The organism is Pseudomonas sp. P135 (genome assembly GCF_020312125.1).
Lineage (GTDB): Bacteria > Pseudomonadota > Gammaproteobacteria > Pseudomonadales > Pseudomonadaceae > Aquipseudomonas > Aquipseudomonas fragariae.
Genome location: NZ_JAGPYR010000007.1, coordinates 52669 through 69213, shown reverse-complemented (window position 1 = coordinate 69213; position 16545 = coordinate 52669). Strand labels below are relative to the sequence as shown.

Sequence of the window (16545 nt, the reverse complement as noted above, 5' to 3'; positions counted from 1 at the left end):
GGACTGGATGTTCTGTGCCTGAATTTGGAAGCGCCGCGAAGGCCCTGTCCCAAGCCCCCGAGATCGTCATTTTCACGGGTGCGGGAATCTCAGCTGAAAGTGGCATCCCCACGTACAACGATCCATTGACCGGTACTTGGGCTTCATACGATCCGCGCAATATGGAAACAGCCAAGGCCTTTCGTGAAAATCCTCCGTTGGTATGGGGATGGTACCTGTGGCGGCGCCAACAGGTCTCTAAAGCAGCTCCCAATGATGCACACCTCGCGGTGAGCCGACTGGCCAAATCAGGGTATAACGTCTCCGTTATCACTCAAAACATTGATGACTTGCATGAACGAGCGGGATCTGTGGATGTACTGCATCTCCATGGGAGTTTGCACCGGCCGGCGGCATGGCTAACGGAATAAATGCAGGTGGGAGCGCCGGGCTTTTCTGCGCTTGCAGCCGAATCCATTTGTGGACGAGGTTTGCGTTGAGACTATGGCTGAGTGCGACGCTGGCAATCGAAGCGCCGGGTTGGGCACATTCCTGAATGACCTGGGCTTTGAAGGGCTTGGAATAGGAGCGGCGTGTTGGCTGCATGAAATACCCGCTTAAAAAGCTAGAACGGGTGTCCACTTAAATTTAAGTGCACACCATGCCCTGGCTTTGTGGGGCTGGGTAGATGACTTGGTCGGACGCATACGGATGGATATTGATGTGTGCGACGATTGGAGAAACGTGTGTGTACGGCTGCGCGGTTTTAGTGTACAGGTGATGTTGAATGGTTTGCGGTGTCGCAACTGTAGCTCAGTGACTTGTCACTGCCTGATGGCAAATGGCGATTTATGCCTATCTACGTGGTCTCCATTGCCATCGATGGGGGGGCAGAGCATCGAACTCCCAGTCTCATTGTTAGTATATCTGGAGCTTGAGCATGCTTTGATTCCGGTCGTTCCTCAATGGATTTTTGTGTGCGCTAAAGTCTATGGACTCTGTGAGGAGGCGTTGCAGTACAAGATGTTTAGAGGCTTCTTTACTGAGCCAGTCAAGGAAGTACCTGACGGGCGGATTTCGTTCTCTGCCAGGTACACAGGCCGAGATATAATGGGTCCCCGTTAGTTTAACCTCGGGCTTGTATGGCGTTAAAAAGCCTCGGGTAACACTGTCGACGGCTAAGACGTCGCTGGCGAGCACCATCCCATAGCCAGAAGTTGCAGCTTGCAAAGCATGATGTTCATCGTCGTACTCCCTGAACGTGGCGTTGGCCAGCCAATCGTCGTGTCCCGCCGCTTGGCACCAAGTCGTCCAGTCGAATGGGTTATGGCCATCAGCCTCCCAACGAACGTTGATGAGTGGGGACCTTGTGTCTCCAGATAAGGGCGTCCTGCAGGGCATATAGGCCAGAAAGCTTTCGTCCATTAGATGTAGCTGATAGGTATCAGGGACCTCTTTGAAAACGCTGCTAATAGCCACGTCGATACTGGCATCTCTGTGCAGGTCTGCCTGTGTTTTGCTGGTGATGATGTTGACTTGCATCGTTGGATGGCGGCGGTAGAAATCTCCTAATCTGGGAATGAGCCACAATGAGGCAAATGCATGGGTGGTTGTGACGGTGATTGCGTTCTCGTCGGTCTGTGAGCGTAGTTGACTAAGACTTTGGTTTATGCTTGAAAAATGCTGATGGATATTCTTGTATAAATCAAGCCCTTCAGTCGTTAGGGTGACTCCCTTGGCTACTCGCTCAAAAAGCAATAAGCCGAGCCAGTGTTCTAGTGATTTTACTTGATGTGAAATCGCTGAAGGAGTAACAAAAAGTTCAATGGCAGCCGCTTTGAAGCTGCTTAGTCGAGCCGCTGACTCGAACGATCGTAGAGACGTTAAGGGGATTTTTGAAAACATATTAGCCAGCACTCCATTGTTTGGGCGACTACATGGGCTATAGTGTTTATCCGGTTATTTTGGTATGTCAATCTTGCCGTGGACTTGTCCCCGTAAAGCCGTACACCAATCCCTGCCAAATTGATACGGCTCCAAGCGCCTGAGCTTTCTCGGTGAGCGATAGTTCAAGGCGCTGTGCGGATGCTGTTCATTGTAGTATTCGAAGGCATTGCCAGGTTATACAGAGCCAATTTCTCGATCTGGCTTGGACGCTTACGCCACGCAGCCACCCTTGATCGTCTTCATGAAGCTCTTGGCCATGCCGTTGTTCTGCGGGCTGCGAACTGGGGTGGTTACCGGTTGGATGCCGAGCAACTTCACGCTCTGGTACTCGGTCTATCTTAGCCGCGGGTTTCCCTTGTCGACCCTTTTGTCCCCCCACCTGTCCCTCCACTTCATCGTCGGATGAGGTCGAATGGTATTGAACACCATCGGACAGGGAAATGCCTGAAACCCCGGAATAGCTAGGCTACCGGCAGGATTCTCGAACGCGTTACGATTACTTCGGACAAATAAAAAGCCGGCTTGTGGTTAGCTTTTTAGCCCGCGCGTCACTCCTGAGTAAAATAATCGCTTTTGAGTTGCTTTATTTCGTCTCTCTGCTTAACGCTCACGCCCAGGTTGTGCCCGGGCCATAAGCCGGGCGAGCTCGACACCATCGATTAATACAGCCTTGATATCCAGGCCGAGTGCCGTCTCTCGCGCCCATGTAAAAATCCGAAGTGGTAATGAACACACCCTTGCGTGCTCGCTGGCGGGTCAGTGTGCCGATGAATTTGTCTATTTCAGGGCGATGCACCGTTCTCCGCTGCGACCAACACTGGGCGCATGGGTGAGGTCCAAGCTCCGTCTCCAGGCTATCAGCGGCAAGATAACTGGGTGATGGTGGGGTGATCGTGGTTTCTGAGCAGGACGTCACCTTAGAAGGCTATTGCCCAGGTGACCCCTTGGGTGGCACCACCGACAGTGCCAATAAGGGCGCCGATTTTCCTATGGGGAATACGATTGATGGCTGGGATAGAGGACTGATTAAAGAGCTGAATGAAGTGATATTGATTGGCTATCTATGTGTGGCCCGCAAACGGCGAGCAAGAAGCCATCAAGGAATAGATCAAGCGGAATGAATAAAATACATCAAGGATGAATTTATATAATTTTTTGGTGTTTTCATTCAGTGATAGTTTTTGCTGAAGCGTTAAGCCAGTCGAAAACCCTGGGTTCGGCCAAGGCGATGTTCTTGACTCCATGCTGAAAGAAATCTGAATAGGAGGGCGGTGAGGTGATTCTTACAGACCCGAGCTTCAAGGTATTTATAAGCGTTAACTCAATCAGTGTAGATTAAAATTCTGGGGGGGTGTCATGGGTTTAAAATTATCAAGTGTTCCTTTTGAAATATCATACCCGGCTCAGAGTTTTGGCGTCGAAATCGAGAATTTAAAACTACACAAAAATCTGTCGTTTGACACAATCGCAGCGATAAAAAAATGCTTGGCATATCGCGGGTTTGTGTTATTCAGGAATCAAAATCTTACACGAAGAGAGCAAGTCGCAGTCACGCGACTGCTGGGCAATCCGAACCTAAAGTTACACTCTTGGGCGCCGCAGATAGAGACAACTACTTTTGGTGATGACGAGGTGATTCCTAATGGGCTGCCGCTCATTAATCATGGGGAGATTTTGTATTTTGTGAATGGCCCGGATTTTTGCGACAAAACTCAGGATGAGCATGCGATATGGGATGAGAAAGACAATCATACCAAGGGTAAGGGAACTTCGTGTTGGCACACTGGTGACTCGGAAGCCATAAACGTTGAAACGATTAATTGCTTATATGCAGAGCTGGCTGCCGCACAAGGCGGAGCAACGTTATTTTGCGACACCGTTGCCGCCTATAATGACTTGGAAGACAGCCTGAAAAAGCGTATTGATAATCTTCGAGTGCTTCACTACTTTGTCGATCCTCAGCGTACTGAACCGGTCAACCAACCATTAGTTAAAACCAATCCGATCACCCGGCAAAAATATCTTTATCTGAACTACAACACTATGGAGCGTGTTGAAGGGCTGAGTAAGTCAGAGAGCTACAGGCTCTTAAAGTTTCTGTTTGATCATCAAATTAAAGATCAATACGTTTATGAGCACTTTTGGAAGCAGGACGATTTTCTGATCTGGAATTGCAATGGCACCATGCACAAGCGTGGTGCGCTGGTCTCGAACCACAACAGGATCATGCGTCGGACTCAAGCTATTATTCCGGAGTTTACCAGTTACTACGAACGGGATAAAAGCCTGGCAGTGACCAGTCATGATAATGAAGACTGGCATCCATATCCTTTTGAACGCGCAGAATTGGAGTCGGCCGGGTCGGCTTGATCTATTCGTTGAGGGTGCGTTTAAAAGTCCCTCCGTTGCGGTGGAATGTGCAATGGCTATGAAAGAGTGAATACATGAAAGAAAAAATCAAATCCTATCTGACTCAAAATTTCTTATTTGAGTTCGACGAGGATATAACAGAACAAGATGATCTCATCAAACTCGGCTTGATCGATTCGGTAGGTTATATTCAACTTATTTCTTTCTTGAAGAAGGAGTTTGGTATTGTGTTCACCCAGGAAGATATGATGGGCAATGTGCTGGTTTCTATCCAGAATATGGTAGAGTTTGTCGAGAAGCGGGCAACGGCCACCCGGTAGTTCCGAGGTGCGGTTGAGAGGCCCACCAGTCCATCAGATACTGTTGTCAGTCAGGCAGGACAGCTAAAGTTTGTCGATGCTTTTCTCCGTAATATTATTCGGTGTTTGTGGCGCGTGCGCGTTGGCCTTGGCAAAAAAACTCCAAGCCGTGATTGGGACTTTCGACCTTCGCTAAGGCGGTAGGGCGCTACAGTTCTGTGTGGGGTGCCAACTTAAACTTTGGTGGGTTTATTTTTATGTGTGGGATAACTGGCTTCTTTGGTGTTAAAAATAAAAATCTCGATGAAACCACCGTCATAAAAAATATGCTTTCAATGATTGAACATCGAGGCCCCGACCAGGCAGGGTATTATGTCAATAATTCCATGGGTCTCGGCACCATGCGTTTAAGTATTATTGACCTTGCGGCAGGTATTCAACCCCTCAGCGATGGCACAGGTCAGTATTGGATTTCATACAACGGTGAACTGTATAACTACATCGAGCTAAGGCGTCGATTGCAGGTCTTGGGACACCATTTTTCCACTGAGTCCGACACCGAGGTGGTGTTGCGCAGCTGGATGGAGTGGGGTGATGAGGCCTTGGAAAAATTTAATGGCGCTTTCGCCTTCGCCATTTATGACACGGTTAAAGATGAAGTATTTATAGCGCGCGATCGCTTTGGCAAGCGCCCGCTGTTTTATACGCAAACCGACGGTGGTTATCTTTTTGCTTCAGAGATGAAGTGCTTTTTTGGCTTTCCAGGGTTTGAGTTCAAGTTTGACGAAATGTCCTTGTCCTCAATCCTCGCCCATTGGACACCCCTGCCATCGCAAACCCCGTTTCAGGGCATTCGTCAGCTGCCACCTGGGTCCATCATGACCTTGCGAGGGGCTCAGTGTGAGATCCGGCCCTACTACGCCCTGGATTTTCGCGCTGTGGATTTTGATGGCACTGAAAATGAAGCCAAGGAAGAAATCCGCAACACCCTCGAGCAGGCGGTCAAGCTCAGACTGCGCAGTGACGTGCCTATGGGGCTGTACCTCAGTGGTGGTGTTGACTCCTCCGTGTTGACCAGTATTGCGGCAAGGATCATCAAGCAAAAGCCGCTGCGCACGTTTTCTGTGGAGTTTGAAGATAAGAACCTGGATGAGTCGAGTGATCAACAACTCGTCTCTGCGTTGTTCTCGACCAAGCATGAACGGCTGATTATTAACCATAAAGACATTGTTGATAATTTCTCGGCGACGGTTTTCCATGCTGAAATGCCGTTGTTTCGTACCGCGCCCGTGCCGATGTACATGTTGTCCAAGCATGTTCGCTCGACCGGTATCAAAGCGATTCTGAGCGGAGAGGGAGCGGATGAAGTATTTCTGGGCTACAACATCTTTAAAGAGACTCTGTTGCGCTCCCAGTGGGACACCACTGATCACGATGAGAAGAAACGCTTGCTGGCCAAGTTGTATCCTTACATGAAAAGCTTCAGTGAAGACAATGACTCGAACTTGATGGGTTTCTATAACGCTTATGCGAAAGAAAAAATCCCTGGGTTGTTCTCCCACGAAATACGTTTTCAAAATGGGCGCTTTGCCAGTCGGTTGCTGAAAACCAAGAATGATCCATTTGCTGGCATTCAGGCATGGGTGGCGAAAGACCCGGTGTACAGCGCGTTAAGCCCAACGCAAAAAGCCCAGTGGCTGGAGTTCAATACCTTGCTTTCCGGGTATCTCCTCAGTAGCCAGGGCGAGCGTATGGGCCTTGCTCATGGTATTGAAAACCGCTGTCCATTCCTCGACATCAATGTGCAGAAACTCGCCTCCTCCATCAATTTGCGTTTTGACGATGGCTTTACTGAAAAGTACATGCTGCGCATGGCCTACGATGGAATTCTGCCGGGTCGTATCATTCATAAAGCCAAAACACCGTATCGTGCGCCGGACAGCGGGCCGTTTGTCGAACACGCCCTCGATTATCTCAATCATCTTTGCGAGTCAAATGCGCTGGACGCCATCGAGCTGATTAATCCGGTGTTTGCAAAAGCACTGATCAAAAAAGTGGTCGAACGAACCCTTGCCGGCGGTGAAGACATAACAGTCAGAGACAACCAGGCGTTTGTCTATCTGATGTCCTTGATCGAGCTGGATAAATGGTTTGTCAAACGTCAGGGCGCGGCTTATATCAATCCTTGCCGGGTGGATAAGTTGTTGGTGCAAGCCGTAGACGCAAGGCACTAGAAACCTAAGGGACAACGTTTATGTCAAGCACAAAAACTGACCTAGATAGCACCCAGGTCGCTATTGTCGGGGTTGGCCTTCGCCTGCCTGAAGCAGACTCTATTGATGCCTTCTGGGGCAAGCTTAAAGCTGGAAAGTCCCTGATTAGTGAGGTGAATGAAAAGCGTTGGTCGAAGGCTGAGCTTTACGGTGATCCTAAAACCGGCGGCGATAAAACATCGAGTATTTGGGGCGGGTTCGTCGATGATATCGAGTGCTTCGATGCCAATTTCTTCGGGATTTCGCCCCGTGAAAGCAAGTTCATGGACCCCCAGCAACGTATTGCCATGGAAATGGCCTGGCATGCCTTTGAAGACGCAGGGATATGCCCATCCAGCGTGAAGGGGACGAACACCGGCGTTTTTATGGGGGTGTGTCACTGGGATTACGCTGAGCTGTTGGCGCTGAATCACACGCCGATTGATCCTTACTTTCCGACGGGAACGGCGTACTCGATTTTATCCAACCGGATCTCTTATTACTTTGACCTCAAAGGCCCCAGTATCAGCATTGATACCGCCTGTTCAAGCTCGCTGGTGTCGTTGGCGTTAGCGGTCAATGCCATCAAGTCCGGCGAGTGTGAGCTGGCCTTGGCCGGGGGGGTGAATTTAATCTGGAGTCCGCAGCATTTTATCGCCTTTACCAAAAATGGAATGCTCTCTAAAGATGGCAAGAGCTATACCTTCGATGACCGCGCCAATGGTTATGTACGCGGTGAGGGCGGCGGGCTTTTGCTGCTCAAAGCGTTGGACAAGGCCATTGAGGACGGGGACAACATCTACGCCGTGGTGCGAGGTATTGCCAACAACCATGGGGGTAAAACCGGCTCACTGACCGTGACCAACCCTCAGGCGCAAGCGGACCTGATCGCAGAGCTTTATCGACGCAGTCATATTGATGTTCGCGATGTTAGCTATATCGAAACCCATGGCACCGGCACGCCGTTGGGTGACCCTATCGAGATCCACGGGCTTAAGAAAGCCTTCGCTCAGGCGAGCCACGCTGTCGATGACCCGCAGTCCAGGAAAAACTACTGCGGTATTGGCTCGGTTAAAACAAATATTGGACACCTGGAAGGTGCAGCGGGTGTTGCCGGGATTATCAAGATTTTAGCCGCGTTAAAAAATAAAGAACTGCCCGGAAACCTGAACTTTAAAAGCATCAACCCCAAGATAGAACTGACAGATACGCCTTTTTATATTGTCGACAAGCATCAGCCTTGGGCGAGTCCTGCGGATGGCTCGACAGGGCGCATCGCCGGTATCAGTTCATTTGGATTTGGTGGCAGCAATGCCCATGCGGTGATCCAGGAGTTCATTCCTGAAACCGCGCAGTTGTCAGCCCGTGCAGTCGCTGATAACCATCCCGTGTTTGCGATCCCTGTGTCGGCCAAGTCAAGTGAGTCGTTGGTGGCGTATGCCCAGCGCCTGCTGGCGTTTCTGGAGGACAACCCTCCTAACCTGCCCGGCATTGCCCATGCATTACAGTGCCAGCGCGACGCGCTCACAGAACGCGTGTGCTTTGTGGTTGAGTCTATCGACGAACTGAAACTGGCGATTCGGAGCTTTATAGATACACGCGCTGCTGCCGAGCACACATTTGTAGGTAACTCTTACGATGCCGGAGAAGGCAAGAAACTTAGGAGTTACGCCGAAGAAAATCGAGCGTCACTGACTGAAAACTGGATGTCCAATCACGATATGCTCAGCCTGGCCCAGTACTGGGTTTTTGGGGTTGCCGTCGATTGGAATGACCTTTATCTCGACGCTGGCCTGATCCCCGCGAAAGTCCGCTTGCCGCTTTATTCATTTGAGCGCACGGCTTACTGGTTCCCCAAAAAGAACGCTGATGTGGCCAAGCCAAAACAGCCGGGTACAGTCGAATTTACGCTGTCGAGTAAAGCCTTCTTCCTGGAAGATCACACGGTTAATAACCAATCTATATTGCCGGGTGTGCACTATCTGGAAATGATTTTATCGACGATTCCCCGTGCCGATAAAATGATCAATGTCGACTTCTCAAACGTATTTTGGTTATCGCCATTTGCCATCGAACTGTCCGACGACGACGTCGATATCAGAAAGTCGATTTACCTCGACTTCGACAGTAAGCAGGCTGATGCAAACGCTGCCTCTGGGCAGCCAGGCAAAGGCTTTCGTTTTTATACCCATCCCAAAAATATCGAAGGGCAGGCTAAAGATAAAATTCGTGTTCATGTGCAAGGCGAGTATCAGCCGGGTTCAACGGTAGCCGATCGTATTGACCTGCCGGACATGTCGCCATTCAAGAAAATTCACCGCGATCAATGCTATCAATACCTTCAGAGCACAGGTATTTACCATGGCCCGAGGCTGCAGGGTGTCGAGCAAATCCATGTCGGCGTGGATGAAGTCTGGGTAAAGGTTTCAATCGCTGGGAGTCAACAATCATTCTCTGCCCACCCGGCAATTCTCGACTCGGTATTGCAGGCCGGTATTGCGACGGCGTTGTCCAATAACGCCTCACGTTACCCCTATGTTCCTTTTTCACTCGACAGTTTATCGGTCTATCAGATTTGCCCCACGACCGTCTGGGCTCGTATCAGTGAGAAAAATCGATTTGCCGGCACTAAAGCCTCGTTGACCTTTGACCTGAATATTTTTACCGAACAAGGCGAACAGGTAGCGTCGGCGAAAAACTTTACGATGTGCTTATTGCGCAGTCCCGTGGGTGAGCAAATGACCAGCAAGAATAACAGTGGCTCGAATGAACCGAGTAGCCAGAATCTTTATTTTTCGAAACAGTGGGTTGTTGACAGTACAGACCATCAACAGCCGCCAATAAGCTCAACAGCGCCCGCAGATCGTGCTAATCACGTGCTTGCCCTTTATGTGGGCAGTACGATTCAGGATGATCGCTGGATCGCCAATTATCGTAATCAGGTGTCTGCGCAAACGTCCTGCACGTTCCAGTCGATGGCGCTGTCTTCCCCTGAGGCAGTGAGCAGCGCACCGACGATTGAAGCGTACTCCCACGTGTTTTCATACATTAAGAAACTCCTGGAAACCAAGCCTAAAACTATTCAACACCTTTTGGTCTGCGCCTCCTCGACACTGCCGGATGTGATCCGCTCCAGCCTGACTGCGCTGCTGCGGGTCGCGCACAATGAAAACCCACGGATCCAGGGCCGCTTTGTATCGATAGAAAACTCACCGCTGGTCGATTCCGGATCGATCATCGCCCGTGAGTTTCTCATCGCCGACGGAGCATTTAGCGTACGTCATGATGCGCAAGGCCTGCGTCGGATAGAACGGATTACAGCGCAACCCGTAAGGCCTGTTCAGGGAAAAATTCCGGTGCTTAATGAACAGCCGGTGTTCTGGATAACCGGCGGGCTGGGTGGTATTGGTCAACTGATTTCCAGGCAGCTCGCAGCGGATTTTCCGGGGTGCACGCTCTACTTGACCGGGCGCAAAACCGCCGCCGAGCAGCAGGCTGTTTTCTCTGCCTTGAAAAGTGAAATACAAGCACGGGGTGGCAAGGTCGATTATCAGCCACTCGATATTACCGATGTCGTTGAGGTCGAGAATTTTGTCGCTGCACTGAAGCATACTCATCACAGCGTTGATGTCATATTCCATGCCGCTGGCCACATTGCCGATAACTTCATCTTGCGTAAAGAGGTCAAGGATTCGCTGCCAGTGCTGTCGCCAAAGCTCGATGGGACGCTGGCTATTGATCAGGCGATCAAGCGTCTGCCATTAGGCAAGTTCGTGCTGTTCTCTTCGGTGGCGAGCACGTTTGGCAATGCTGGCCAAAGTGACTATGCCGCAGCCAACGCCTTTTTGGATGCCTTCGCGATTGATCGCAATCAACGGGTGCGCGAGGGGGAGGGGACCGGGCAGACGATCGCCATTAATTGGCCGCTTTGGCAAGAAGGTGGCATGAAAATGGACGCCGCCACTTTAGCATCGGTGCATGAAACAACCGGCATGGAGCCGCTTCCCACCCATGAAGCGATGCACGCGTTGCGTTATGCGCTGACCACCACCGATGATTTTCCGATCCTCGTCACGTACGGCAACCAGGAGAAAATCCACGCTTACATCGCAGGCCTTAACCAGCGCAGCGTTGTGCCTGAGGGGGGCAGTCAGGAGAGTCCTGATCCCTCGAAGAGCGGTGATGACGTCGATAATGAGGCCCTGTTTCAATATGCCCAGGACTATCTGAAGGGCAAGTTGGCTATCGTCATTGAACGCGACGCCAAGACGATCCGAGGCGATCAGAAAATCGAAGAGTACGGCTTTGACTCGATTATGGCGGTAGAAATGATCCGTCAACTCGAGGGGCAATTCGGTCAGTTATCAAAAACGCTGTTCTTCGAATACTTCACGATCAATGAAGTGGCCGATTATCTGATGGATGAATACAGCGATAAACTAAAGAGCCTGTACCTGGAGGGCAGAGCGCCTGTCGTCGAGGTCGCAGCTCATACAGACACGCCCTCTAAAGACAAACAGGTCGCTGAAGAGGCGGCTGCCGCACCGGCACCGTCGATCAACAAGCAAATTGAAGCAGTACCTGTCGCCAGTCAGGTCGCCGCCGATGACCGTGATCAGCATGATATTGCGATCATCGGTCTGTCCGGACGTTATCCTAAATCGAGAAACATGGATGAACTCTGGGAGTTGTTGAAAAGTGGCCAGCATGCGTTCGAGAAGATCCCGGCGGATCGCTGGAAGCACGACGCTATTTACTACAAAGAACGCGATGTGTGGGGTAAGTCGACGATCAAGACCGGTGGCTTCCTCGACGACATAGACAAGTTTGATCCGCGTTACTTTCAGATTTCTCAACTCGAAGCCGAGAAGATGTCACCGGAAGTCCGGCTGTTCCTCGAAGTGGGCGTCGAGGCCCTGGAAGATTCGGGCTATTCAAAAGAGTCGTTGCAACAGCTGTATAAAGGCGACGTGGGTGTTGTCGCGGGCACCATGAGCAACCACTACAACTTGTATGGTTTCCAAAACAACCTCACGCGGGGCGGTTCTGCCAGCGGCAGCTACACCGGCACGATCCCGAACATGCTGTCGTATTTTTATGGGTTCACCGGCCCGTCCTTGTTTGTCGACACCATGTGCTCGGCGACATCGACCTGCATTCATGTGGCTGTGCAAATGCTGCGGTCTGGTGAGTCGAAAATAGTCGTGGCGGGGGGCATGAACTTGCTCCTGCACCCTTACAACCTGATCTCCAGTTCCCAGGAACATTTCACCACCAAAACCTCAGATGTCATCAGAAGCTATGGGATTGGCGCCGATGGCACTATTTTGGGCGAAGGCGTGGGTGCCGTGGTCCTGAAAACCCTGGCAGATGCCAAGCGTGATGGCGACAACATCTGGGGCATTATCAAGGGAACGGCCCTGTCCAATGCTGGCGTACGCAATGGTTTCACCGTTCCGCAGCCGCATATGCAGGCTCTGGCGATAGAAAAAGCGATTGAAGATGCGCAAATTGACCCGCAAACCATTGGTTACTTCGAAGGCCATGGTTCGGGTACCGAACTGGGCGACCCGGTCGAAATAAAAGGCGCTACCCAGGCCTTCCGAAAATACACCGATAAGAAGCAGTTCTGTCCGATTGGCTCGATCAAGTCGAACCTTGCCCACCTTCTAGCGGCCGCTGGTATCGCCGGCATCTCGAAGATCTTACTGCAGTTCAAGCACCAGCAGATCGTGCCGTCGCTGGGTGCGGATACGCTCAACAGCAATATTCGTTTCGAAGACTCACCGTTTTATGTGCATAAAGAACTGCAGTCGTGGCCAGCTCCTCGTTCCGAAAGCAACCTGGTCTTACCGCGTCGAGCATCGATCACCTCCATCGGTGCTGGAGGGATGAACTCGCACATGATTTTGGAGGAGTATGTCGACCCTCGGACGACCAGCCGCAGCCCGCGCCAGACCCAGCAACAGCTGTTTGTATTTTCGGCGACCAATCGTGATTCGCTGGTCAGGAACCTGCAGGGTTTTTCAAGCTACCTGAAAGACCACCGTGATGTATCGCCCGTCTCGCTGGCCTACACCCTGCAAGTGGCCAAGAACCAGATGAAATGCCGCCTGGCATTCTGCGCAGACAGCGTCAATGAGGTCATTGGGTCGATTGATAGCTGGCTGAGTGGTCTTTCCAGCAACCGTTCCGTGCGCTTCGTGGACAGTGCGTCGGGTGCGACCAAGGAGTTCTCCAGGAGGGAACTGAGTCAGGCTATCGAGAGCGCTGAGCTTGAGGCATTGGCCGAGTACTGGACCAATGGCTCGACCGTGGACTGGTTTGCCTTGCATGGCTTGAATGACCAAGCGGCCTTGGGTGCGATGATTAAAGTACGCATTCCGGCTTATCAGTTCGAGAAGAAACGCTGCTGGTTTGAGGTTCTGGAAGACGCCCCAAGCGTTATTGATCCTCTGGGCAACCGCAACAAATATCACCCGCTGGTCCGTGACAACACCTCCGACCTGAGCGGCATCCGTTACTCCGCTGATTTGATCGAGATTGAAATCCTCGACTACCTTTACCGGGTCAAGAAACAGCCGCAGTTAATCACGTTCAGCCTGCTCGATGCGGCGATTGCAGTGATGAAGCAGGCTGATCCGCAAAGCGGCTACACCTCTGTGCGTTGGGAGTTGCTGGCGCCTATCCCTGTTGTGCCTTCGCAGCTGTGTTATGCGGTGGCATTGAATGATCAAACGGGGCAATTTTCTGACGTTTACATCTCTTCCACAGCGGATGCGTCGACGCCGCATCAACTGTGTGCACGGGTCGAATTTGCCGTGCAAGCTGGCGATGGACGCAGGGTTCTCCAGCAGCCTTTTCCCGCGTTTGCGAATGCGACCGTTCGGGAAAGCCTTTCCGGTGCACAGGTCAGCAAAGCGCTGGAAGAGCACAAAATCGTTTTTGGCGATTACGTCAATGCTATCAGCGAGCTGCAGTTGATCGGTGAACAGCGCTATCGCGTGCACTTGAAAGATACTGATTATCGACACAATCACTTTGCCCGCAACACGACGTTTTTATCCGAACTCGGTTCGGCGTTGCAACAAGCCGTCCTCTACATCGCCTTGCGCCAAGGACTGGACCATTGGAGCAACTACGCGCTTTGCGCCTGCAATGTCCAGCTGGATTTAGCGTCTGTGTCGAAGGTCAGCAGCCTGCTGTTCTCCCTCGAATCGTCGGGGCAAGCGTTGCGCGGAACGATTGCGTTGGCTGATAAGAATGGCACTTTGTTGTCCCTCTTGGACGATGTGTATATCGCCAATAGCCAAGCCATTGAACCGCGTGCCGCCAAGACCATTGAGACGGCCAGCTTCCGCAGTCAACCCGTTTTCCGCCACGAGACTGCCGAGTCTCCACGACCAGTCGCCGCCGCTGGCACGGAGTCCGACGGTCTCGGCAAAGCCGTGTCTGCCATCGTCGCTAAGCTTTTGAAGTTTGATGAATCCGAAGTGGACGCAAGAACCAGCTTCTACGAGTTCGGCTTTGACTCCATCGGCTTAACCCAGTTGAGCAAAGAAATTAACGAGATGCTGGGCGCCAGAATCACCCCGGCCGTTTTCTTTGACTGCGAAAATATTGAGGCCTTGTGTTTTTACCTCAAGGATCAAGGCGTCAGCGGCACCAGTGAAGAGGCGCCACAGAACAGCGCCTCTGCAGTGAACCAGGCTGCAACGCCGGTTTCTCGCGTCGAGAAACCAGAGGCCGAGCGGAATCACCGTCTGCCGCACCCTCATGAATCCATCGCGGTCATTGGTATGGCCGGACGATTCCCGGGGGCCGCGTCGGTTGAAGCGTTGTGGTCGAACCTGCTCAATAACCAAGACAGCATTCAAGACTTCCCCTACCAGCGTTACAACCAGGACACCCAAGCGGCGTTCGCCGGTGTGGCTTGCGTCAAAAAGGGTGGCTACCTGGATAAGGTGGACGGGTTTGATGCGGCGTTTTTCAATATTTCGCGTGTTGAAGCGGAGTTCATGGACCCACAGCAACGCCAAGTCCTGGAGGTGGTCTGGCACGCCGTTGAAAACGCCGCTTATGACCCCAGCCAGTTGCCTTCGGACACCGGGGTATTTATCGGGGTCAGCAACAATGACTACCGGGCATTGCTGCAAAAAGACCAGGAGCTGGACGGTTACATCGCCACGGGCAACTCTCACGCCATGCTGGCGAACCGTGTGTCGTTCTTCCTGGACATCCACGGCCCGAGTGAGTCGATTGACACCGCGTGTTCCAGTTCACTGGTCGCTATCCATAATGCCTGTGAAAGCCTGCGTTCCGGCTCGGCGTCCTTTGCCATCGCCGGTGGGGTCAATCTGTTACTCGACATCCAGGGCTTCGCCGAGCCTGACCATGCAGGCATGTTGAGCCTGGATGGGCGTTGCAACACCTTCTCGCGCAATGCCAATGGTTATGTTCGAGGGGAGGGTGTGGGCGTGGTCATCCTGAAGCCGCTTTCGCTGGCACAGAAAGACGGCGACAACATCCTGGCCGTGATTGAAAGCAGCGCGCATCAGCATGGCGGCCGGGCCAAGTCGCTGACGGCGCCGAATGCCAAGAGCCAGGCTGAGCTGTTGCGTACAACCCTTAAAAAGATCGACTTGAGCCAACTGCAATATGTTGAGGCTCATGGTACTGGCACCGAGCTTGGCGATCCTGTAGAGGTCAATGCGCTGAAACAGGCGGTGACGGAAACGCATGGTTTGCCGATTTATCTCGGCGCGCTGAAAAGCAATATCGGGCATCTGGAGTCAGCCGCAGGCGTGGCCGGCCTGATCAAAGCGGTGAAAGTACTCAGCGAGCGGACGGTGCCCGCCAATCTTCACTGCTCACCGTTGAACCCCTATATCGAGCTGCATGACAGCCGCTTCGTGATCAACGAACGCCAGTCCAGCTTGAAGGCCAGTGATCAGGGGATTTTCGCGGCGGTCAGCAGTTTCGGATTTGGCGGCTCGATTGCCAGCGTCGTTCTGCGCCGTTATGAAAGCAATCGGACGACTGCTCGTGCGCACCGGGCGTTTTCCGGGCACGAGGTGGTTCTGGTGCTGTCGGCGAAAACTCGCCGTGGGCTGGTCTCGCAAGCGATCAATTTACGCCAGCACCTGTCCAGTCATCCCGAGCAGATTGAGGAGGTGGCTTACACCCTCCAGGTTGGGCGTGCCGAGCTGTCTTACCGTTTGTCGATTGTGGCCATGGATAGCGCGGATGGCCTGAGCAAACTCACGCGGTTTATTGAAAGTGAGGCCGCACTGTCCGATGCAGACTTCTCGACCGGGGCCAATGAGTTAAACCACGTGTCCATCTTTACCGGGCATATCAAGGGCTCGAAAACCGAGAAAATGTCCAACGAGGCACTGCCAAAACTGCTCACTTTGGACAATGCCAATATGGTGGCGGAGCGGTTTGTTAAAGGCGTTAAGTTTAACTGGAATTTGCTCTACGGAGGCGCACGGCCTAATCGGGTTGTGTTGCCTGGTTATCCTTTCGAACAGCAGCGGTATTGGCTGCCTAAAGACCAAGTGACCACCTGGTATGACGTCGATAATTTTTCAAATGAGCAATTTGTAGCGCACTCATTTTATGAAGATTTATTGGATAGAGTGCTTTTGGACGATCTGGATACCGAGACGGTCCTGCAGCTATTGAGAAAGGATTAA

The 16545-nt window shown here is 52.0% G+C and carries 8 protein-coding genes and 2 pseudogenes; 6 read left to right on the top strand and 4 right to left on the bottom strand.

Going from position 1 to position 16545, the window contains the following annotated elements:
* Positions 1 to 14: 14 nt before the first annotated feature.
* Positions 15 to 389, top strand: a pseudogene (locus tag KBY08_RS12845) (SIR2 family NAD-dependent protein deacylase); the annotation flags it as partial.
* Here KBY08_RS12845 and tnpA read toward each other — a convergent pair.
* The 4 genes and pseudogenes from tnpA to KBY08_RS12825 form a co-directional block, all read right to left on the bottom strand.
* Positions 310 to 585 carry an IS66-like element accessory protein TnpA gene (gene tnpA, locus KBY08_RS12840; RefSeq protein WP_096103843.1) on the bottom strand — a complete coding sequence of 92 codons (276 nt, stop codon included), beginning with the start codon at positions 583 to 585 and terminating at the stop codon, positions 310 to 312. The pseudogene KBY08_RS12845 and the gene tnpA overlap by 80 nt on opposite strands.
* A 312-nt stretch (positions 586 to 897) precedes the next feature.
* Positions 898 to 1884, bottom strand: coding sequence for a LysR family transcriptional regulator (locus KBY08_RS12835; protein ID WP_024640791.1), 987 nt, complete (start codon positions 1882 to 1884; stop codon positions 898 to 900).
* A gap of 54 nt (positions 1885 to 1938) precedes the next feature.
* Positions 1939 to 2235: pseudogene (locus KBY08_RS12830) on the bottom strand (integrase core domain-containing protein); the annotation flags it as partial.
* Between the two features lie 298 nt (positions 2236 to 2533).
* Positions 2534 to 2722, bottom strand: coding sequence for a restriction endonuclease (locus tag KBY08_RS12825; protein WP_236120975.1), 189 nt, complete (start codon positions 2720 to 2722; stop codon positions 2534 to 2536).
* Between the two features lie 97 nt (positions 2723 to 2819).
* Between KBY08_RS12825 and KBY08_RS12820 the strand changes: the two genes are divergently transcribed.
* From KBY08_RS12820 to KBY08_RS12800, 5 genes are all read left to right on the top strand, one after another.
* Positions 2820 to 3047 (top strand): hypothetical protein, encoded by a 228-nt coding sequence (locus KBY08_RS12820; protein ID WP_138947792.1) that lies wholly within the window; start codon positions 2820 to 2822, stop codon positions 3045 to 3047.
* A 235-nt stretch (positions 3048 to 3282) separates the two neighbouring features.
* Complete coding sequence (locus KBY08_RS12815; RefSeq protein WP_024640792.1) at positions 3283 to 4296, top strand: TauD/TfdA dioxygenase family protein; 1014 nt, start codon at positions 3283 to 3285, stop codon at positions 4294 to 4296.
* A 74-nt stretch (positions 4297 to 4370) separates the two neighbouring features.
* Positions 4371 to 4616: an acyl carrier protein gene (locus KBY08_RS12810; protein ID WP_003399878.1), complete on the top strand. Its 246-nt coding sequence runs from the start codon at positions 4371 to 4373 to the stop codon at positions 4614 to 4616.
* A gap of 197 nt (positions 4617 to 4813) precedes the next feature.
* Positions 4814 to 6829 (top strand): asparagine synthase (glutamine-hydrolyzing), encoded by a 2016-nt coding sequence (gene asnB, locus KBY08_RS12805; protein WP_164920513.1) that lies wholly within the window; start codon positions 4814 to 4816, stop codon positions 6827 to 6829.
* 20 nt (positions 6830 to 6849) lie between these two features.
* Complete coding sequence (locus KBY08_RS12800; protein ID WP_111522204.1) at positions 6850 to 16545, top strand: SDR family NAD(P)-dependent oxidoreductase; 9696 nt, start codon at positions 6850 to 6852, stop codon at positions 16543 to 16545.

Excerpts from the sequence above, each read along its gene's own strand:
- KBY08_RS12815 (WP_024640792.1), top strand. The coding sequence starts at position 3,283 with ATGGGTTTAAAATTATCAAGTGTTCCTTTTGAAATATCATACCCGGCT.
- KBY08_RS12810 (WP_003399878.1), top strand. The coding sequence starts at position 4,371 with ATGAAAGAAAAAATCAAATCCTATCTGACTCAAAATTTCTTATTTGAG.
- KBY08_RS12835 (WP_024640791.1), bottom strand. The coding sequence starts at position 1,884 with ATGTTTTCAAAAATCCCCTTAACGTCTCTACGATCGTTCGAGTCAGCG.
- KBY08_RS12800 (WP_111522204.1), top strand. The coding sequence starts at position 6,850 with ATGTCAAGCACAAAAACTGACCTAGATAGCACCCAGGTCGCTATTGTC.
- tnpA (WP_096103843.1), bottom strand. The coding sequence starts at position 585 with ATGCAGCCAACACGCCGCTCCTATTCCAAGCCCTTCAAAGCCCAGGTC.